Annotated in this window: 21 protein-coding genes; 10 read left to right on the top strand and 11 right to left on the bottom strand. The window is 43.8% G+C overall.

What is annotated here, in order from left to right:
* Positions 1–209 precede the first annotated feature (209 nt).
* The 10 genes from ACERCF_RS07225 to dmsD form a co-directional block, all read right to left on the bottom strand.
* Positions 210–1,247 (bottom strand): tyrosine-protein phosphatase, encoded by a 1,038-nt coding sequence (locus tag ACERCF_RS07225; RefSeq protein WP_373625140.1) that lies wholly within the window; start codon positions 1,245–1,247, stop codon positions 210–212.
* Complete coding sequence (locus ACERCF_RS07220) at positions 1,247–2,053, bottom strand: PTS system mannose/fructose/sorbose family transporter subunit IID (RefSeq protein ID WP_373625139.1); 807 nt, start codon at positions 2,051–2,053, stop codon at positions 1,247–1,249. The genes ACERCF_RS07225 and ACERCF_RS07220 overlap by 1 nt, the downstream gene beginning before the upstream one ends.
* Positions 2,050–2,814 carry a PTS mannose/fructose/sorbose/N-acetylgalactosamine transporter subunit IIC gene (locus ACERCF_RS07215; protein ID WP_373625138.1) on the bottom strand — a complete coding sequence of 255 codons (765 nt, stop codon included), beginning with the start codon at positions 2,812–2,814 and terminating at the stop codon, positions 2,050–2,052. The genes ACERCF_RS07220 and ACERCF_RS07215 overlap by 4 nt, the downstream gene beginning before the upstream one ends.
* A 2-nt stretch (positions 2,815–2,816) precedes the next feature.
* Positions 2,817–3,287 (bottom strand): PTS sugar transporter subunit IIB, encoded by a 471-nt coding sequence (locus ACERCF_RS07210; protein WP_373625137.1) that lies wholly within the window; start codon positions 3,285–3,287, stop codon positions 2,817–2,819.
* A complete protein-coding gene (locus ACERCF_RS07205; RefSeq protein ID WP_373625136.1) occupies positions 3,271–3,702 on the bottom strand; it encodes a PTS sugar transporter subunit IIA in 432 nt (143 codons plus the stop codon). Before ACERCF_RS07205 ends, ACERCF_RS07210 begins: the two co-directional genes overlap by 17 nt.
* 327 nt (positions 3,703–4,029) lie before the next feature.
* Positions 4,030–4,950, bottom strand: a complete 921-nt coding sequence (locus ACERCF_RS07200; protein WP_373611871.1) for a DmsC/YnfH family molybdoenzyme membrane anchor subunit — start codon at positions 4,948–4,950, stop codon at positions 4,030–4,032.
* Position 4,951: 1 nt separating this feature from the next.
* Positions 4,952–5,572, bottom strand: a complete 621-nt coding sequence (locus ACERCF_RS07195) for a DMSO/selenate family reductase complex B subunit (protein WP_373611869.1) — start codon at positions 5,570–5,572, stop codon at positions 4,952–4,954.
* Positions 5,573–5,580: 8 nt separating this feature from the next.
* Positions 5,581–8,019, bottom strand: a complete 2,439-nt coding sequence (locus ACERCF_RS07190) for a DmsA/YnfE/YnfF family dimethyl sulfoxide reductase (RefSeq protein ID WP_373625135.1) — start codon at positions 8,017–8,019, stop codon at positions 5,581–5,583.
* A gap of 178 nt (positions 8,020–8,197) precedes the next feature.
* Positions 8,198–8,746: a ferredoxin-type protein NapF gene (gene napF / locus ACERCF_RS07185; RefSeq protein ID WP_373625134.1), complete on the bottom strand. Its 549-nt coding sequence runs from the start codon at positions 8,744–8,746 to the stop codon at positions 8,198–8,200.
* Positions 8,747–8,754: 8 nt separating this feature from the next.
* Positions 8,755–9,351 carry a Tat proofreading chaperone DmsD gene (dmsD, locus tag ACERCF_RS07180; protein WP_373611866.1) on the bottom strand — a complete coding sequence of 199 codons (597 nt, stop codon included), beginning with the start codon at positions 9,349–9,351 and terminating at the stop codon, positions 8,755–8,757.
* A 154-nt stretch (positions 9,352–9,505) separates the two neighbouring features.
* Between dmsD and ACERCF_RS07175 the strand changes: the two genes are divergently transcribed.
* The 10 genes from ACERCF_RS07175 (at position 9,506) to tyrS (ending at position 20,409) form a co-directional block, all read left to right on the top strand.
* Positions 9,506–10,330, top strand: a complete 825-nt coding sequence (locus ACERCF_RS07175) for a DUF5718 family protein (protein ID WP_373625133.1) — start codon at positions 9,506–9,508, stop codon at positions 10,328–10,330.
* Between the two features lie 113 nt (positions 10,331–10,443).
* Positions 10,444–11,265 carry a DNA ligase gene (locus ACERCF_RS07170; RefSeq protein WP_373611864.1) on the top strand — a complete coding sequence of 274 codons (822 nt, stop codon included), beginning with the start codon at positions 10,444–10,446 and terminating at the stop codon, positions 11,263–11,265.
* Between the two features lie 95 nt (positions 11,266–11,360).
* Entirely contained in the window at positions 11,361–12,008 is a 648-nt protein-coding gene (gene pxpB / locus ACERCF_RS07165) for a 5-oxoprolinase subunit PxpB (protein WP_373625144.1), read from the top strand.
* Positions 12,005–12,934, top strand: a complete 930-nt coding sequence (locus ACERCF_RS07160) for a 5-oxoprolinase subunit C family protein (RefSeq protein WP_373625132.1) — start codon at positions 12,005–12,007, stop codon at positions 12,932–12,934. The genes pxpB and ACERCF_RS07160 overlap by 4 nt, the downstream gene beginning before the upstream one ends.
* The gene (gene pxpA, locus ACERCF_RS07155) at positions 12,921–13,658 is read left to right on the top strand and encodes a 5-oxoprolinase subunit PxpA (protein WP_373625131.1); all 738 of its coding nucleotides are present in this window, start codon (positions 12,921–12,923) and stop codon (positions 13,656–13,658) included. The genes ACERCF_RS07160 and pxpA overlap by 14 nt, the downstream gene beginning before the upstream one ends.
* A 447-nt stretch (positions 13,659–14,105) precedes the next feature.
* Positions 14,106–15,299, top strand: coding sequence for an NRAMP family divalent metal transporter (locus ACERCF_RS07150; RefSeq protein WP_373611874.1), 1,194 nt, complete (start codon positions 14,106–14,108; stop codon positions 15,297–15,299).
* Positions 15,300–15,486: 187 nt separating this feature from the next.
* Entirely contained in the window at positions 15,487–15,741 is a 255-nt protein-coding gene (locus ACERCF_RS07145; protein ID WP_373625130.1) for an oxaloacetate decarboxylase subunit gamma, read from the top strand.
* 23 nt (positions 15,742–15,764) lie between these two features.
* Positions 15,765–17,603 (top strand): sodium-extruding oxaloacetate decarboxylase subunit alpha, encoded by a 1,839-nt coding sequence (oadA, locus tag ACERCF_RS07140; RefSeq protein ID WP_373625129.1) that lies wholly within the window; start codon positions 15,765–15,767, stop codon positions 17,601–17,603.
* Positions 17,604–17,612: 9 nt separating this feature from the next.
* Positions 17,613–18,917 carry a sodium ion-translocating decarboxylase subunit beta gene (locus ACERCF_RS07135; protein ID WP_373625128.1) on the top strand — a complete coding sequence of 435 codons (1,305 nt, stop codon included), beginning with the start codon at positions 17,613–17,615 and terminating at the stop codon, positions 18,915–18,917.
* A 301-nt stretch (positions 18,918–19,218) separates the two neighbouring features.
* Positions 19,219–20,409 (top strand): tyrosine--tRNA ligase, encoded by a 1,191-nt coding sequence (gene tyrS / locus ACERCF_RS07130; protein WP_373625127.1) that lies wholly within the window; start codon positions 19,219–19,221, stop codon positions 20,407–20,409.
* 125 nt (positions 20,410–20,534) lie between these two features.
* On the opposite strand, the gene ACERCF_RS07125 is transcribed toward tyrS, so the two are convergent.
* Positions 20,535–20,810, bottom strand: a complete 276-nt coding sequence (locus ACERCF_RS07125; RefSeq protein WP_373625126.1) for a putative periplasmic lipoprotein — start codon at positions 20,808–20,810, stop codon at positions 20,535–20,537.
* Positions 20,811–20,821 lie beyond the last annotated feature (11 nt).

The raw sequence follows: 20,821 nt of genomic DNA, 5'->3' as shown, positions 1-20,821 counted from the left end.
TTTTGCTTTTACTGTATTCAAAACTTAACTAAAAATAGCTTAATGCAAATGCACCTCTGTACTCGTTTCCACATTTCTTGATTTGAACTTGCATTATTTTCTCCTCGTAATAAGTATATCTATATTGTAGAAACAAACGCACAGCAACCAAATCAGAGGGCTTTTCCTAATAAAAAAAAGCTGCCTAAAACAGACAGCTTCTATATAGGTTAGATTAAATAGTTCTCTCTCAACCTCTCAATCTCCGCTTGACTGATCCCTAATACACTTTGGGCATACTGCTCAATAGTGCCATATTCGGTTTCAATGGTATTCAGCGATTGTTCGATAAATTCAGGCTGAGTGTCGATTAAGGACAGTAGATAGTCCAGCACATCTTGATCTTGAGTGAAAGTGCGGTAAACCGCCATTTTCTCTTCATTACGAGCAAGGCGGTTATAATGGGTAAGCATATAATCAGCAATCATATCCGCTTTACTCACCCCTAAAATGCCAAGCAGTAACATTGCACCAAAACCGGTGCGATCTTTTCCTCCTCTACAGTGTTGAACCAGTGGTGCATTGTCAGGGTTTGCCGCCAGTCTGAGCATTTCAGCAAAAGCAGTTTGGCATTCTACTTTTTCGACAAAATTGCGGTATTGTGTCATCACAATATCGTAACGATTGATGAGCTTGCCTTCGGCCTTTTGAGCAATGATTTTATTCACCAGATTGCGATCTTCATCGTGCTTATCTGAGCTAAACTGGGCAGCAAGCTCTGCAGTGTGTGCATTGGGATCAAGTTGGACTGTCTTCTCCTTGTCGTTAATTGAACGATTTGGGTATTTAGCAACTTCATTCGGGCTACGATAGTCAATCACTGTCCGAATGCCCAATTTATCGAGATAAGCCACACCTTCATCCTTTAGGTTATGCAGATGGTCAGAGCGGTATAATTTGCCCCATTTCACCTGCTTACCTTGATGGGCGGCATAGCCACCCATATCTCGAAAATTATTCATTCCAGCAACAGGCAAAGTGCGTTCAGCAATGATCCGTTTTTCACTCTCCGATTGAATAAGGAAAAACGGGCGCTCTTCACAAGCGGTTAATTTCAGCTCATATTCTGCCAAATCTGTCTCCGCCAGCCATTTGCCGTCTTGGGTATCGGGGCTATCCAGTAGGACAATCTGCACCGATTGAGCCGGATGTTGGCGAAACAAGTATCTGCCCTGTGCCAACCGAATTATGTCAAACTGTACCTCCATTAGCCTAATACCCCTGCATAAACTAATCCGATACAGATCCCCATTGTGGCAAGAATCATTGTAGCTGCGTATTTCCCGTTAGTTTTTTTCAAGATCCAGTAGATAATCACAGTCAATAGTAAACTCAATAATCCCGGCATCACTTTATCTAGCATTTCTTGGAATTTAATCACGTTATCGCCAGCTGCGATTTGGGAAACGACCTTGACTTTCACCACCGAGGCAATTAATGCACCAATCACCATTAAGCCCACCACATTGGCCATATTGCCGAGCCGCTGCAAGATGTTATTGCCTGCACCGTGAATTAAATCAACCCCTTTGCTATAACCTAAATGGATTCCATAATACTTAGTCGCAATGTTTACACTGTTATACAATAGGAACATTAAAATAGGACCAAGCACACTACCACTTAATGCCAATGCCGCACCGATACTGCCACAAATCGGTAACCAAGTGAATTTTAATAAGCTATCTCCAAGCCCTGCCAATGGTCCCATTAAACCAGTTTTAATGGCTGTTACAGTCTCTTTTTCATCCTCTTTGGTCGTCTCTTCTACCGCTGCTGCAATCCCTAAAATCAATGCATCAGAATTGACGTGGCTGTTAAAAAATTTCAGATGGCGTTTCATTGCTTCTGCTTTCTCTTCCGGTGGGCGATCTTTATAAAGTCGTTTTAATACGGGAATAAAGCTACTTAAAAAGCCGATAGCCTGCATTGATTGGAAGTTGTTTGTGACATTGAGTATCTGCATCCGCCAAAATACTTTGTTTAAATCTTGTTTGGTAATTTTATTGCTCATAGATCGTAATCCTCTTCGTCAGATGTTTTGCTCGGTACAGAATTTGGTTTATTCACCGCTAAGTCATAAATTAAAGCCAGTGGCAGTGCAATCAGCGTAATCGGCAATACAGAGAGTTTTAGATAAACTGCCAGCGTAAAACCTGCGACCAAGAACATCCACAATTCTGCTTTTTTAATCATCATCAACATCAGCAATCCAATCCCGATAACCGGAATAATTTTTCCCGCCACATTTAAGCCGGTGATCACTTTTGTCGGCAAGGCAGCAACCGCCTGAGCAATAATATCGGCACCATAATAAACTGCTAAGAAAGTAGGTATTGCCCGAATTGAGAAGGCAATTATCATCGGAATATAGTTAATGCGAAAAATCTTATCAAAATCACCACTTGCAGCCCAGCGTTCAGCAATCGGATTTAATGCACAAATACCTGAACGGTAAAGAATCAACAACTGTTGGGCAAGTAATGAAGTTGGTACTGCTAGTGCTACAGCAGTTGCAGCCTCTCCAGCTGCAATTCCTAGTGCTGTACCGATCGCTGTGCCTGAAATCATATCAGGAGCAGAATACGCACCGACATTGCCGATTCCCATCCACATTACCTCAAGGGTCGCACCAATAATTAAAGCCGTTTCTAAATCCCCCATAATCAATCCAACGACAGGGGCAATGAGTAACGGGCGGCGAATCATCTGTGTGCCAATATCATCTAAGGCACAAATTCCTGCCCAAAGGGCAACAAATAATGCAGTCAGCATAGCTAGATTATCTCCTGTAAGTTAATTTTTTCATCGTTAGGCACCATTTGCACCGTGATTTCAACACCTTTTTCCAGTAAAACATTAAACGCTTGTCGCTCCTCTGGCGTAACTGAAACCGCTTTGCTTAACTGTTCCCGACCAGCTTGGTAACGCATTCCGCCAACATTCAGCTTATCAAGCTTCACACCTAACTCAACTGTGCGTAATACATCAATACTATTGGTAAACAGTAACATTGTGCGGCGGGTAATTTGCGTTTTTTGTAATACTTCACCAAATTTCTCGATCCCAAATGCCACCACCTTAATACCTTGTGGTGCTGCAAGCGTCAGAATTTGTTTTTGAGTAGCATCATTGGCAACCCCATCATTTAGCACAATAATTTGTTCAATTTGATATAAATTAACCCAAGTAGTAACAACTTGACCGTGAATTAAACGATCATCGATACGGCTAAAGCAGATCATCATTTTCCTCCTGTAAGTAGAGATCTTGTTGAGTCCGAAGAGTAAACCCATTTTGGTAAGCAAGCGGTAGATTCTCACGAATTTCCTGCAAAGTTCCATCACGACTCATCAGAACCTCCAATAATAAAGGTAAATTTAAGCCGGAACAGGCGAGCACATTAGAATGGGTTAATTGAGTAGAAGCTAAATTCATTGGTGTCCCTCCCACAATATCGGTGAGAATGATCAAACCTTTTTCTGTATTTAATCCAGCAATAGCATCTTCCATCTGCCGTTTCACTTCTGATACATTATCTACAGCGACTACACCAATAGTAGCAATATTTTCCTGTGAACCAACAATCAATTCGGCACTGGCAATCGCCGCACCTGCAAATCCACCGTGACTCATTAATAATAGGGCAATTTGATTAGACATAACACCTCCTTAATTTAAAGTATTTGCATTAAATAAGAATAGGGAAATATAAACAAGAGAAGGGATTACACGATATATCGTGAACGCCATAATCCATTGAAAAATGGATTTATAAAAATAATCTCACACTTAATATGATGTTGGAAGAGAACGAAGATTTGAAATGGGCGAGACATTCTATTTTGAAGATTTTGGTTTGATGAATAGTTTAATTTGATACTTTAAACGGTCAAAAATTGAAAGGTGAAGTAAACTTATAAATAAATGCTGTTCGTTTTTCACAAACAGCATTTATCTTGCAAATTTTCCCTAAAATTCAACCGCTTGTCAGCCGCCGAGAGCCTTTAAGCCTACGGTCATATGTGTGCCGTAAAACAGGGTTCTGGCAATCAATTCCCCTGCAATAATTAGCACAAAGCCTAAGCCATTGAACCATACGCCCTGTTTTTTCAGGCTAATCAACAACGCTATCACGCCAACCGCAATCAAGCCGAAACGCAGAACGGTGTAGGCAGCATAGCTTGGCACTAAATCTAAGGCGTTAAAAATCGCATTTTTGGTTTGAGCAAGCTGTTGATAGTGGAAGAACGCCACAATCAATGCCACCACCGCAAATAAGCCAGTTAATTTGGTAAATAAATTTTGTCCTGTTTGTACTTTTGCCAGTTGGAGCAACAGCACGGTTAAAGCCGAGCCTGCCAATAACGCCGTTAAGCTGAAATTGAGCGGGGTGAAAATGGTGTTCCAAGTCGGCACGGTCGGGATCAAATAGAGTTTTGCCATCGCACCGACAAACACGATCCCACTGATTGCCACGATTATTCTGCCCAAAGTCGCCCAGCCTTTCGGGAGCTTGTTGGTAATCGGGGCGATAAGGCTTGCCAAAGGGCTAACAAGCGGTAACTGTACGCCATCTTTTTGCAAAAAGGCGGCGGTAGCCAACGCCCAATATGCTCCGCCTAAGGCGAAGAAAGTGGAACCGGTGAAAATCTCATTGCTAAGATCTGACGCTCCCACTCGATTTAACGCATTAAATGCCCGTTCCGGTGAGCCTAAGTGGGTGGTGGAGGCAATAAAGCCTAATGCCATTAAGCCCCATAAAATCACCATTACATAGTGTAAGCGGTTTTCCGCTGTTTTACCCTGTGAGGTGGTTAAAATCAAACTTAGCCCGATAAACGCCCCAACCACCGCCTGAGCAAAGACGGTAAAGAAGACCAACGGTAATTCGTGTAATCCTGCTCCCATTTTAAACCTCCTTCGGGTTGGCTAAGAAACCGCCGTCAAAGTCGGTCGGTTTAGCGTTGTTGTTTAGGCGTAGTGCGATATTTGGGTTAGTGTAGTGCGATGGCGGCAGTGGGGCGACATCTTTGATTTCGCCATATTTTGCCCGCAGTTCGTCCATCGGCAATAAATCCAATGCACGCAGTGGGCAAGATTCTACACACATCGGCTTTAAGCCCTGCTCCACCCGCTCAAAACAGCCATCACATTTGGTCATTCGCCCTGTGCGTTGGTTAAATTGTGGGGCTCCATACGGACACGCCATCGAGCAGTATTGGCAACCGATGCAGACATCTTGATTGACGACCACAAAGCCGTCTTCCCGTTTGTGCATTGCTCCACTTGGGCAAACATTAGCACAGGCGGGGTTTTCGCAGTGATTGCAGGAAATCGACAGATAGTAAGAGAAGACATCTTGTGTCCACGCTTCGCCCTCTTGCTTCCAACCGCCGCCGCAGTATTCGTAGATACGGCGGAAACTGACATCAGGGGTTAAATCTTTGTAATCTTTACAGGCTAATTCACAGGTTTTACAGCCTGTGCAACGTTGTGAATCAATATAAAAGCCATACTGTTTTTTACTCATATTTCCCCCTAGCCTTGTACTCGTTCAATTTGCACCAAGTTGGTGTGCTGCGGATTGCCTTTTGACAATGGCGATGGTCGCTGTGTAGTCAGCACATTAAAGCTACCGTTGTGATCGACCCGATTACCGTCCGGCATATACCACGCCCCTTCGCCCATTGCGGTAACGCCCGGCATAATGCGTGGCGTGACATTTGCCATCACACGGGTTTCGCCCCGATCGTTGAAAATCCGCACCGTATCGCCGTGTTTTATCCCCCGTTTTTCCGCATCAATCGGGTTGATCCAGACCGATTGCAAAGAGGCTTGTTGCAACACATCAACATTGCCGTAGGTGGAATGCACCCGAGATTTATAGTGGAAACCGACTAATTGCAGCGGAAATTGCTCCCGTTTCGGATCGTCCCAGCCCTCAAATTGGCGGGTGTAAATCGGCAATGGGCTAATCACATCGCCCTCCGGCAGTGTCCAAGTGTCGGCAATTTTCGCCAAGCGCTCGGAGTAGATCTCAATTTTGCCCGATGGGGTGGTGAGCGGATTTGCAATCGGATCTTGGCGGAATTTTTTGAACGCCACCATATGCCCGTTCGGATCTTTCTGTTTGATAATGCCCTGCTCACGGAACTGTTCAAAGCTGATATCTTTGAAGAACGGATTTTTCTCTTGGGTTTGAGTATAGAGATGACGCAACCACTCTTCTTGGGTTCTGCCTTCGGTGAACGCCTCTTTTACCCCCATTTTCTCGGCAATGCCGGCATAGATTTCATAAATCGGCTTACATTCAAACTGTGGCTCAATCGCTTTATCGGCAAAAATCACATAGCCCATATTGCCTGCCGAGCCGTCCATACAGAAATCCGCCTGTTCGGAAGTGGTGCAATCCGGCAACAGAATATCCGCATATTTGGCGGTAGAAGTCATATGGTTATCGATCACCACCAACATTTCCAACTTGGTTTCGTCCTGCAAAATCTCGTGGGTGCGGTTGATGTCGGAATGCTGATTGATAATGCAGTTACCTGCGTAGTTCATAATAAATTTGATATTTTGATTGAGTTTTTCCGCCCCTTTCAAGCCATCGGTTAGAGCTGTCATCTCTGAACCACGCGTTACCGCATCCGTCCACATAAAGATCGGGATTTTCGCCTCAATCGGGTTTTTACCCACCGGCATACGCACAAACGGCATCGTATAGAAACCTTCACGAGAACCACTGTTACCGCCGCTAATGCCCACATTGCCGGTTAAACAGGCAAGCATTGCAATCGCACGAGAAGCCTGCTCACCGTTAGCGTGGCGTTGTGGTCCCCAACCTTGACAGATATACGCCGGTTTTGTGGTAGCAATTTCACGTGCCAGCTCAATAATTTTTGCTTTTGGAATCGCCGTGATTTTCTCCGCCCATTCAGGGGTTTTTGGCGTTTTATCGTCGCCCTCACCCAAAATATAGGCTTTATAGTGTCCGTTCGGTTTGGCTGAAGCCGGCAAAGTTTTCTCGTCATAGCCGATACAGTAAGTATCTAAAAATGCCTGATCGACCAAGTTCTCGGTAATCATCACATATGCCATACCTTCCACCAACGCAGCATCGGTTCCCGGGCGAATCGGAATCCACTCCCCTCGCCCTGCAATGGTGTCGTTATAGCGAGGGTCAATCATAATGGTTTTAGCCTGAGAGCGTTCTTGGGCTTGTTGATAAAGATAAGTTACCCCACCGCCACTCATACGGGTTTCAGCAGGGTTATTGCCGAAATAGACCACTAATTTGGAATTTTCAATATCGGTTGGGCTGTTGCCGGCATTACTGCCGTACATAAACGGAATCGCCTCAAAAATCTGTGAATAACTATAAGTACCGTGATGCCCCAAGCAACCGCCGATACTGTTCATAAAGCGGCTGGAAATGCTGCGTGGAGGCGGATAGGAAGCGGCAACTGTTGCCCCAAGTGTGCCGGTGGCAAACGGCAGATATAATGCTTCATTACCATATTGAGCGATAATGCGTTTTAAGTTAGAGGCAATTTCTTCAAAGGCTTCGTCCCACGAAATGCGTTTAAATTTCCCCTCACCACGCTTACCAACGCGTTTCATCGGATATTTCAAACGATCAGGATTATAAACCCGACGACGCATCGACCGTCCCCTTGCACAGGCTCGCACTTGGTGGAAATCGTCATAAATATCCGCCCCAAGATTATCGGTTTCCACATATTTAATCACGCCATCAACTACGTGCATTCTCAGCGGACAACGGCTGTGGCAGTTCACTGTACAAGCACTCCATACCAGTTTTTCTTCGCTTGGTTTGCTGATTTCAAGCTTGGTGTCTGCTTTCGCTATTGGAATTTGCACCGTATTAGCCGCCAGTGCCATACCGCCCACTGCTGCCGTGCCTTTTAAAAATTGTCGTCTCTCCACATTCAGTGGCGTTTCAAATTGATGTTTCATAGTTCCCCCCACAAAAAATCGACTTGGGGTAACTATAACGGGCAGTGGCTGGCAAATTATTGACTTTCGTCAAGTTTGAGAAAAAGTTGGACTAAACCGCAAGAGGTTTGGACTATTTCGCAGAATAGAAAACAAGCGGTCAAATTTGCTCAAAATTTTACAAAAGGAAAGGGGGCATTCACCCCACCTGTAAACTCACATAATGCTGCGGGCAAGCGGTTTTACACTCGCCGCAGCCGTTGCATTTGTCGCTGTTGAGCTGCATTTTGCGGGTGGTGAGGTCGAAGGAGATCGCCTGCTCTCGACAGGCGGTCTCACAAAAAAAGCAGGCTTGATTGTTCTGGCGGAGGCAGGAGAAATCAAAGGTTGGGCGTAGTCCCGTATCGGGCTGGGTATTACTTGCCAATGCCCCATTCGGACAAGCAGTGGCACAGTTGCCACAGAGATCGCAAGCGGAAAAATCAATTTCAAGGGTCGCTTTGCCCTCTTTCAATATAATCAAACCGTAAGGGCAGGCTTTGACGCATTCGCCACAACCGTTGCAGTTTTTCAGAAACAGCGGTTCTGCTACCGCAAACGGCGGTCGGGCGGCTTGGCGTTTTAGCCATTCCCCTGTACTTTCCGCTTGAGCTTTCTGCCCACCTCCAATTAAGGCACGGAACAGTCCCCGCCGTGAAATGCGGTTATGCTCCAAATAGGCAGCGTAATAGCGTTCGTCTTTTGCCATTGCGATGCCTAACGGTAGAGCTGCAATGCAAGCGGTTGAATTTGCAAGCTTTTTTGCAAATCGTTTAACAGGGCTTCGGCTAACCGCCCCAACCCTTGATAAAAAGGCACATTTTCAGCATTAAATAATTCAAAAAAACGGTACGCCCAAGTCAGAAAATGCTCGGCTAAAAACGGCTTGAGCAGTTCAGGGTTTTCTTCCGCCAGATAAGCGGTCAGCATCAACATCAAACCGATATGATCTTCCGGCTCATTTTGGTTGAGCGAAAATTGAATACCGTTACTCTGCAAAAACTTCCGCAATGTCAGCAAACTTTCGCCAAACACCACGCTCTCTTTATCCAGATAGACTGATCCCCACGGCGGAGCCGGTAGAGCATTCGGCCCGATAAACAGAGCTTGATAATCTGCTTCAAGCTGTTCATCCGAGATTTTTTGCAGATTTTGCTGAATTTCCGACCGCTTGCTCTCACTGAGAAAATCGCAATCTGCCAGCCACTCATCAGTTTGAAATAACGCCACCAACGGCTGGTTTTGCGGCACGCTCGGGGCATAGAAAAACAGCGAACCCAGAATACGTGCAAGTTGAATTTGGCTATCGTTCATTATCACTCCTTTTAAATACAGCATTTTGCCAAAATCTTAGTTTATTAAGCGATGAAAATAAAGCAGATTTGCTCAAGAAACAAAATAAACATTCGCAATTTTTTGCCACAAGCGGTAGAATTTTATCCAACTTTTACCAATTAAGGAGTAGATTATGGAACATTTTATCGGTTTCGGTGTGGCGGGTAATTTTGCCGGACACTTAGAGCAAGCTGGCGAGGCGGCGGATTTTGTAAAAGTCAAAACCGTTGAAGCTGTGCAACCAAAAGCCATTTTTCCATTTTATGTGCCTGCTGAGAATTTAGGGGATTATCAGTTCTTATCCACCTATCCGCTTTCTAATACGGCGATTAATTTCCCCGAAGATGCAGACAATCTGCAAATCGAGCCTGAAGTTGCCTTAATTTGTGAAATCGGCTATCAAGGCAATCAGGTTGTTTCCCTTACCCCAACTCATTTTGGTGCTTATAATGACTGCTCTATTCGTCGCCCAAATGCGAATAAAATCTGTGAAAAGAAAAACTGGGGAGCTTCTTCTAAAGGGCTTTCAACTACTTTGTTAGAGCTTGATACGTTTAACGAAGGCAGCAGATTAGATAACTATAATATCGCTTGTTTCCATAAACGCAACGGTGAGCTGAACAGCTACGGTATTGATAGCCCAGCGGTAGAATATAGCTACTTCCATCAAAAACTACTCGACTGGATTGTCGATAGAATGAATAATCAGCCTGATGAAGGCCCGATGAATAACATAGCTGAAATGTTAAAACAGGCGAATTATCCAACTAAAGCAATCATCAGCATTGGGGCAACACGCTACACGCCTTTTGGCGAAACCAATTTCTTACAGGTGGGCGATGTGAGTATGGTTGTGGTTTACAATGCGAAGAAATATTCGCATAGCCAAATTGAAGAAATGGCGAAACTAGAAACCTTTAGCGAAGACGTTTCTGCCTTAATTCAAACAGTTCGTTAAACAACAAGCGGTCTTTTTTTGAGAAAATTTTGCGATCTGTATCGAAAATTTGAATTTCTTTTCTGACGCTTTCCTTTCTTTATTTTATAGTGCCTTCAACTCTTGGAGGCACTATGAAAACACTTCTCTTTTTATTACTGCTCTGCCCTGCTGTTTTAGCGAAATCGCCTGATTTGATGTTGCTTGGGCAATATAAAGATCAAGATCTGTCTGGCTGGGTAATGAGCGAAAAACTCGATGGCGTGCGGGGATTTTGGGACGGCAAGCAACTGATGAGTCGTCAGGGCTATCCGCTAAATCCACCGGACTATTTTGTGAAAGATTTTCCGCCGTTTGCGATAGACGGTGAGTTGTTTAGCGAGCGGGGAAAATTTGAGGAGATTTCTGCCACCGTTCGTGCTGCTAATCCAAAGGGCTGGTATAAACTCAAATTACAGGTATTTGATGTACCGAATGCAAAAGGCAATCTGTTTGAACGGCTCAATTCATTAAAGCAATACCTCGCACAGCACTCTACACCACATATTGAGATTATTGAGCAAATTCCTATTCAAAACAAAGAACATCTTGATACTTTTTATCAGGCTATTTTAGCAAAAGGTGGGGAGGGCGTTGTTGTTCGTAATCCCAATGCGGAATATATTCAAGGGCGTTCAGCCCAAATTTTGAAAATCAAACCTGTTTTAGATGAAGAGTGTACCGTTATCGCACATCACAAAGGTAAAGGCAAGTATGCCGATAAATTAGGGGCGATCACTTGTGAAAATCAGCGAGGGCGATTTCGGATCGGTTCCGGTTTTAAAGATAAAGAGAGAGAAAATCCACCACCGATTGGTTCAACCGTTACTTATAAATATCGGGGCTTAACCGAGAGCGGAAAGCCAAGATTTGCAACTTTTTGGCGAATAAGAGGTGATCAACTTTCTGAAAAATAAGAGCTATCTCACATTTTCAACAAAATAAAATTGACAGACTGCATTTATCGGCGTAAAAAGTTGTTACCTTTTTTTAACAATCTATGAACAATGTTATGCTAACCATTCATCATACCAGTGAACATAGCTTGCTCTGCTTAGTTGCTCCGCCTGCCGAACTTGCTAAACAACAACAAATCTGGGCGGTAGCTGAACAGGCGAGAACATTAGAAAATGTGACAGAAGTAGTAGTTGGAATGAATAATTTTACCGTCTTCCATGCTCTAACCACAGATTCAAAAGCCTTGATCTCCACAATTCAACAACTGTGGGAAAGTTATCAAGTTCAATCGGCTCAAACACCCCGCTTAATTGAAATTCCAGTTCATTACGGTGGCGAGTTTGGCGAAGATCTGTTTGAGGTGGCAAAATTCCATAATACGACGGCGGAAGAAATTATCCGTCGCCATACCGAGCCAACTTATACCGTATTTATGATCGGCTTCCAGCCTGGTTTCCCTTATCTTAATGGCTTACCAACCAATCTTCATACCCCTCGCCGTGATGTGCCGAGAACCAAAGTACCGGCAGGTTCAGTCGGCATTGGTGGTAGCCAAACGGGGATTTATCCGTTTACTTCGCCCGGTGGCTGGCAACTGCTCGGATGCACCGAGTTACCTCTATTTAACATTCAGCACAATCCGCCAATGCTCCTTTCAGCCGGCAATAATGTGCGATTTGTGGCAGAGAGCATCACCCTATGATTTATGTTGAAAAAGTACAGGGCTTTGCCCATATTCAAGATTTAGGGCGATATGGTTATCGTCATTTAGGCATCAGCCACGCTGGAGCGATGGACACCCTTGCCTTACAAGCGGGCAATTTATTGCTAAAAAATGCAAATAATGCCCCTGCTCTCGAAATCACCGCCGGTGGGCTAACACTAACTTTCGATTGCAACACGCCGTTCTGTTTTACGGGGGCGTTGGTGGAAGCCGAATTAGACGGAATGCCCGTTTTTTCCTATTTCCGTTATACCGCCAAAGCCCGCCAAACCTTAACCTTAAAACGGATTGCGACAGGCAATTATGCCTACCTTTGTGTTGCAGGCGGTTTTCTTGTGCCACAAGTGCTAGGCTCGGCGAGTACCGATTTAAAAGCCCAATTTGGCGGTTTTCACGGCAGAATGTTAAAAGCGGGCGATAGCTTACCGACAGGATTGCGTGATACCGAGCTTTCAATGCTTGCGATTGAGCCGATTGATTTTACCGCTCGCATTCGGGCAACCGCTTCCAGCGAGTATGAAGCCTTTACTAGCGACAGCCGTGAACGCTTTTGGCAACAGGGCTGGAAATTGCAAGCCAGCAGCAACCGTATGGGCTACCGTTTTGCAGAAAAAGCGTTGAAATTGACCGCTCCTCCTGAAATGCTCTCTTATGCTGCTCCAAGTGGTACGGTGCAAGTCCCACCGGACGGACAGCCGATTATCTTGTTGGCAGATGCTCAAACTACCGGCGGCTATCCGAAAATTGCCTGCATTATTCAAGCGGATCTCGGACGACTTGCCCAAAATCCGTTTGGTTCGGCGGTGCAATTTGAACAAGTCAGCCGTGAACAAGCGGTCGAAATTTACCAAAAAGATCAAAATTATTTAGTGAACATTCGGAGAAAAGTAGATGAAGCAGGTTGATTTAAATGTTGATTTAGCCGAAGGCTGTGGTAACGACCAACGCCTATTACAGCTTGTTACCTCTGCCAATGTCTGCTGTGGTTTGCACGCAGGCGATTACAACGAAATGCGTAAAGCCATTCACTGGGCAAAAGAAAACGGCGTACGAGTTGGGGCTCACCCGGGCTTTCCGGATAGAGAAAACTTTGGGCGTACCAATATGCAGCTACCCGGTGAAGAATTAACCGCCTGCCTACTTTATCAACTCGGTGCAGTGAAAGCCTTGTGCGATGCCGAAAGCGTAGCGATGGATTATATCAAGCCACACGGGGCTTTATACAATATGGCAGCCAAAGACGCCCATTTAGCAGGCTTGATTGCAAAAACCATCAAACAGTTCGATCCAGCCCTGAAATTAATGGGCTTATCCGGCAGTTTAATGCTTACTATTGCGGAAGAACACGGTTTACAAACTATTTCCGAAGTCTTCGCAGACCGCCACTATTTAGCTGACGGCTCTCTCGTGCCTCGTACCCGTGATGATGCGATGGTCGAAAGCGATGACGAAGCAATCAGCCAAGTATTACAAATGGTACTAGACGGCACTGTGCCAACCGTTGATGGTGATAATGTAACGATTAAATCCGATAGCATTTGCTTACACGGAGATGGTGAACACGCAGTGGCATTTGCCGAACGGATTAGGAAGGAGTTGGAGGAAAAGGGGATTGCGGTGAGAGCGTAATATCTCACTCCGCCCATAATCTTTGTTACTTTTCTTTGCTTCGCCAAAGAAAAGTAACCAAAAGAAAGGCTACCCGAACTTCGCTTTGTTGTGATTTCCTTAACGGAAAATTTGTAAACTCGCTACGCTCAAATACGACAAATTTTCCTAGAAATCACAAGTCGCTCAGACGGGAAAATGGAACATCATTTGACAATTTTCGCAAAAATTTCTAAAAAATGCCGCTTGTATAATGGTTATTCCCCCTCAAAATTGCCTGAGCGAATTAGAATGTGTAGAAAAATTTACTCTGAGCAAAGCGAATGTAAATTTTTCGTGAAACACATCCTAATGTAGCGAAGGAAAGCAATTTTATCGGGGTGTGCTTTCTTTGCACAAACAAAGAAAGTAACAAGAAAAACGCTCGATATATATTTTTATCAAATCCAAAAACAACAAAAGGAAAACATAATGTCAAAAACCAGCAACCGCAGTACTTTACTTGGGGCTGCATTCTTAATGGCGACTTCCGCTATCGGGCCGGGCTTTTTAACCCAAACCGCCACTTTTACCCAAACGCTACTTGCCAGCTTCGGGTTTGTGATCTTACTCTCGATCTTGCTTGATATTGGAGCTCAACTGAATATCTGGCGAATTGTTGCCGTCTCTGAAAAGAAAGCTCAGGATATTGCGAACGCCGTATTACCGGGTGCGGGTTATTTCTTAGCACTGCTGATTGTGATGGGCGGTTTAGCCTTTAACATTGGTAACGTGGGCGGTGCAGGCTTAGGCTTAAATATTCTGACTGGTCTTTCGCCTGAAATGGGGGCAATTATCAGCGGAGCGATTGCTGTCGGCGTATTCCTATTCCGTGAAGCGGGTAAAGTAATGGATAGATTTGCTCAAATTATGGGCTTTGTGATGATTGCCTTAACCATCTTTGTGGCGGTAAAAGCGAATCCGCCTCTTGGTGATGCCGTAGTGCATACTTTCGTACCGGAAAAATTAGATGTGATTGCAATTGTTACCCTTGTGGGCGGTACGGTGGGCGGCTACATCACCTTTGCAGGCGCCCACCGCTTGCTTGATGCCGGTATTAAAGGTAAGGAAAATCTGAAAGAGGTGAGTAAAAGCTCGGTTTCTGCGATTTTAATTGCCTCCATTATGCGTGTTGTACTGTTCTTGGCGGTGCTGGGCGTGGTGTCAATGGGTGTACAGCTTGATCCGAAAAATCCGGCTTCAACCCCATTTGCCCACGTTGCCGGTAATGTCGGTTTGATGATCTTTGGTGTGGTGATTTGGGCAGCTTCGATTACTTCTGTTATCGGTGCGGCTTATACTTCCGTTTCTTTCATTACTTCGTTCTCGCCATTTATCGAAAAACATAAAAATTGCTTCATTGTTGCCTTTATTGTGGTTTCGACTGCAGTATTAGCCACCATTGGTCGCCCTGCACAAGTATTGGTGTTTGTCGGCACGCTGAACGGCTTAATCCTGCCAATTTCACTGGGCTTAATCTTGCTTGCGGCACATAAAACGAAAATTGTGGGCGATTACAAACACCCGATTTGGATGACTATCTCAGGGGCTATTGTGGTTATATTAATGGCTATTTTAAGTGCGATGACACTCTCAAAATACATTTCTAGCTTGATGGCGTAATCGCAAAATAATGACAAGCGGTCAAATTTCCAAATTTTTTTGCATATCGAATTGCAAAAGATTGGCAAAATCTGACCGCTTGTTATTTAGTTTGTGATCTACCACAAATTTTTATACTAAATCATTTGAAATTAAGCCAGAATTTTTCTACATTTTACATATCATTTTTATCATTAAGGATAACTCTATGACAAACGCAGAACTATTTGGCGAAGGGTTAAATCTGATGTTTGCAGGAATGGGCTTTGTTCTCCTGTTTTTGTTCCTGCTCATTTATGCCATCAGTTTTATTTCTAGTCTGATTAACCGATACTTCCCAGAATCTACACCTGTTCCAAAACAAAAATCACCAATCTCTCAACCTCAAGATGATGTAGAACATTTACGCCCTGTTATTATTGCGGCGATTGCTCATCATCGTCGAATCAACGGACAAAATTAATACAGTTTAAAAGGAATGTGATTATGACAACTCAACCGAAAAAAATTGCGATTACCGATGTGGTGTTGCGTGATGCTCATCAATCTCTGTTCGCCACCCGTTTACGTTTAGATGATATGTTACCTATTGCCGCCGAGCTGGATAAAATCGGCTATTGGTCGTTAGAAACGTGGGGGGGAGCAACTTTTGATAGCTGCATTCGCTTTTTAGGCGAAGATCCTTGGGTGCGTTTGCGTGAATTGAAAAAAGCGATGCCGAAAACACCAATGCAAATGTTGTTACGGGGTCAAAATTTGCTTGGCTATCGCCATTATGCTGATGATGTCGTGGACAAATTTGTGGAGCGTTCTGTCGCAAATGGTATGAGCGTTTTCCGTGTGTTTGATGCCCTAAACGACCCTCGCAATATGCAAGCGGCATTACAAGCGGTGAAAAAACACGGCGGACACGCACAGGGTACATTAAGCTACACAACAAGCCCTGTTCATACCCTGCAAACGTGGTTAGAAGTAACTGAGCAGTTATTAGAAATTGGCGTAGATTCTTTGGTTATCAAAGATATGTCGGGTATTTTAACGCCAATGGCAGCCTATGAATTAGTCAGCGAAATTAAAAAACGCTACGATGTCGAGCTGCATTTACATTGCCACTCAACCACAGGTATGGCAGAAATGGCATTACTAAAAGCGATTGAAGCAGGCGTTGATGGTGTAGATACCTCCATTTCTTCAATGTCTGGCACTTACGGACACCCATCAACGGAATCCATTGTGGCAACATTGCAAGGCACGCCGTATGACACTGGCTTAAATATCCCTGAATTAGAGAAAATTTCCGCTTATTTCCGTAACGTGCGTAAGAAATATGCAAAATTTGAAGGACAACTGCGTGGTGTAGATAGCCGCATTTTAGTGGCTCAAGTGCCAGGCGGTATGCTTACAAACCTTGAGAGCCAGCTCAAACAGCAAAATGCGTCTGATAAATTAGACTTGGTATTACAAGAAATTCCGCGTGTGCGTGAAGATTTGGGGAATATTCCACTTGTAACCCCAACTTCACAAATTGTGGGTACGCAAGCTGTAATGAATGTGTTAATGGGCGAGCGTTACAAAACCATTGCGAAAGAAACCGCAGGGATTTTAAAAGGCGAATATGGCAAAACACCTGCTCCTGTAAATAAAACATTACAAGAAAGAGTGCTAGAAGGTGCTGAGCCGATTACTGACCGCCCTGCCGATCATCTTCCGCCAGAACTGGAAAAATTAGTGGCAGAAGTAACCGCAAGTGCAAAAGAAAAAGGTATCAAACTTTCTGAAAATACCATTGATGACGTATTAATTGTGGCACTTTTCCAACAAGTAGGCTGGAAATACTTAGAAAACCGCAATAATCCTTCCGCATTTGAGCCTGTACCAAGTGCTGATGATGTGAAGCCTGCTCAAGCTCCTGCACCAAAAGCCCAACCGCAATCTGGTTCAGCGGTTTATACCGTTGAGCTTGAAGGCAAAGCCTTTGTGGTGAAAGTTAGCGAGGGTGGCGATATTACCAATATTGCACCAGCTGCTGCTCCAGCACCGCAAGCCACTCCTCAAGTTGCTCCACAAGCGGTCAATTCTGCTCCACAAATTACAAATACGGCTTCTGCAAATGCTGAGCCTGTTAATGCTCCAATGGCGGGTAATATTTTGAAGGTGGAAGTAAAAGAAGGGCAACAAGTCGCAGAGGGCGATGTGTTACTGATTCTTGAGGCAATGAAAATGGAAACCCAAATCTGTGCAGCAAAATCAGGCACTATTCAAGGTATTAACGTGAAACAAGGCGACGTGGTTGCTGTAAATGATACGTTAATGAGCATCGTATAGGAGTAGTATATGGAAGGTATTATTGCCCTATTTAAAGGAATGGGGATAATGCACATCGAGTTCGGACAAGCGATTATGATCGCCGTGAGCACTCTCCTGCTTTGGCTTGCCATTGCTCGCAAATTTGAGCCTCTGCTACTCTTACCTATTGGTTTCGGTGGCTTAATGGCTAATATTCCCGAAGCTGGAATGGCGATGACTGCATTAGATCATCTGCTCTACAGCGGACAAGCAGAACAGCTCTCCGTTATTGCCGCAAAAGTAAACAGCACAAGCCTTGATCCTTATATACTTAAGGAAGCAATTTCGCTTGCAGCCCCTTCTGTACAAAATGAATTAGAAGTGATAGCAGGCGATATGGGCTATACCGCTGGCGTATTAGCCTTATTCTATAAAGTGGCGATTGGCTATGGTGTTGCTCCTCTTATCATCTTTATGGGCGTTGGCGCAATGACCGATTTCGGACCATTACTCGCAAACCCTAGAATGTTGCTACTTGGTGCGGCTGCTCAATTTGGGATTTTTGCTACCGTATTAGGAGCATTAGGCTTAAATTGGTTAGGCTTGATTGATTTTACCTTGCCACAAGCTGCGGCGATTGGGATTATCGGCGGTGCAGATGGTCCAACTGCGATTTATCTTGCCAGTAAACTCGCCCCTGAATTATTAGGGGCTATTGCAGTGGCTGCTTACTCTTATATGGCGCTAGTACCGCTCATTCAACCGCCGATTATGAAAGCCTTAACAACCGAGCAAGAGCGTAAAATCCGTATGACGCAGCTACGCCCCGTGAGCAACCGTGAAAAAATCATTTTCCCGATTGTATTACTACTACTTGTCGCCTTGTTATTGCCAGATGCCGCTCCCCTACTCGGAACGTTCTGCTTCGGTAACTTATTACGTACCAGTGGCGTGGTAGAACGTTTAAACGATACCGCCCAAAATGCGTTAATCAACATCGTAACCATCTTCTTAGGCTTATCCGTTGGGGCAAAATTAGTAGCAGATAAGTTCTTGCAACCACAAACGTTAGGTATTTTATTATTAGGTATTGTTGCTTTTGGAATTGGTACTGCAAGCGGTGTGATTATGGCAAAAATAATGAATCGCTTTAGTAAAAACAAAATCAACCCACTTATCGGCTCTGCGGGCGTGTCTGCCGTACCAATGGCAGCACGGGTGTCTAATAAGGTCGGTCAAGAGTATGACAAACAGAATTTCTTACTAATGCACGCAATGGGGCCAAATGTTGCTGGTGTGATTGGATCAGCCATTGCTGCCGGTGTGATGTTGAAATACATTGCAACTATGTAGTAAGGTAGTAAGGCTATTTGCAAAAACCTCCGAAAAATAACTGCTTTCGGAGGTTTTCTTTTGAGCTAATTTTTACATTAGCAGAAAATTTTCGCATTCAAACAAAAAATTTCAAAAAAAGCATTGACTTTGTTTTTGAGAATTATTATCATTAATGCACTTCAAAAATAATAGGTAATCACTCCAACTCTTTACGCCGTATTCCCCCACAAAATACGGCGTTTTTTCATCTATAGCCTATCAATTTCAATTCATACCGCTATAATAGAAACATTTTTTATTGATTAGAGAAGGAAGATAAATGACTCAATCTATCGAATCCACACTTGCAGAACTTAAACGCGGTGTCGAAAACATTTATTCAGAAGAAGATTTAATTACAAAATTAAAAGAAAACCGCCCATTGCGTATTAAATTAGGGGCAGATCCAACCGCTCCGGATATCCACTTAGGTCATACCGTTGTGTTAAACAAACTTCGCCAATTCCAACAATTTGGACACGAAGTGTATTTCTTAATTGGCGATTTCACCGGTATGGTGGGCGATCCATCAGGCAAAAACTCAACCCGTCCGCCACTTAGCCGTGAAGATGTGTTACGCAATGCCGAAACCTACAAAGAGCAGATCTTCAAAATTTTAGATCCACAAAAAACCAAGATCGTATTCAACTCTGATTGGTTAGGTAAATTAGGTACGGAAGGAATGATCCGCCTAGCCAGCAACTACACCGTTGCTCGTATGCTTGAGCGTGAAGATTTCAAAAACCGCTTTACCAATCAGCAGCCAATTGCTATTCACGAGTTTATCTACCCACTATTACAAGGGCACGACTCTGTTGAACTAAAAGCAGACGTAGAGCTTGGTGGTACAGACCAAACTTTCAACCTTTTAGTTGGACGTGAATTACAAAAATCAGCCAGTCAGAAACCACAGGTTGCGATGACATTGCCACTACTTGTTGGCTTAGACGGCGAGAAAAAAATGTCGAAATCGCTTGGTAACTACATTGGCGTAACCGAAGTTCCAAGCGAAATGTTCGGTAAAATTATGTCGATTTCAGACGATTTAATGTGGGATTGGTACAACCTACTTTCATTCCGTCCATTAGATGAAATTGCACAATTAAAAGCTGACGTTGCAAATGGCAAAAACCCGCGTGATGTGAAAATTTTACTAGCAAAAGAAATTATTGCTCGTTTCCACGATGAAGCTGCAGCTGATGCCGCAGAGCAAGAATTTATCAACCGCTTCCAAAAAGGGGCAATGCCTGATGAAATGCCTGAATTTACCTTTGAAGGCGAAATTGGTTTAGCCGCTCTTCTTAAAGAAGCCGGTCTTGTACCATCAACCTCTGAAGCAATCCGCTCTGCTCAACAAGGTGGTGTGAAAATTGATGGTGAAAAAGTGGAAGATGTGAAACAAAATGCCCAGAAAGGCACTTTTGTTTACCAAGTTGGTAAGCGTAAATTTGCTCGCATTACCGTGAAATAATCTTTCTACATAAGCAAGCGATCATAATTTGTCAAAAATTTGCAAATTATGACCGCTTGTAAAATAAAAAACTGCCCTAGAATTTTCATTTTGGGGCAGTTTTTATATAGCATTATAAATACTGATTATTTAAACTCATAACGTCTGATTGTTTTTAAATCTTCGTCTTGGTTTTTAATTTCATCAGCTAAATGAACACGAGCACCAATTGCTGCGTGAGCATCATATTCACGAGTTAAAGTTACTGTTTCGCCATTATCGCGTTGAACAACTAATTCAACTACTTTATTTGATAATGGTTTACTTGATAACACTGTTGCATTACCTTTATCAGAATAAACATCCGCGGTACAAGCAGCTAGAGTTAATGACGCTAATACAGCTAAAGAAAGTTTTCTCATTATTATATCCT

Source organism: Mannheimia kashgarensis (genome assembly GCF_041807705.1).
Lineage (GTDB): Bacteria > Pseudomonadota > Gammaproteobacteria > Enterobacterales > Pasteurellaceae > Mannheimia.
This window is presented reverse-complemented; position numbering and strand designations above follow the sequence as displayed.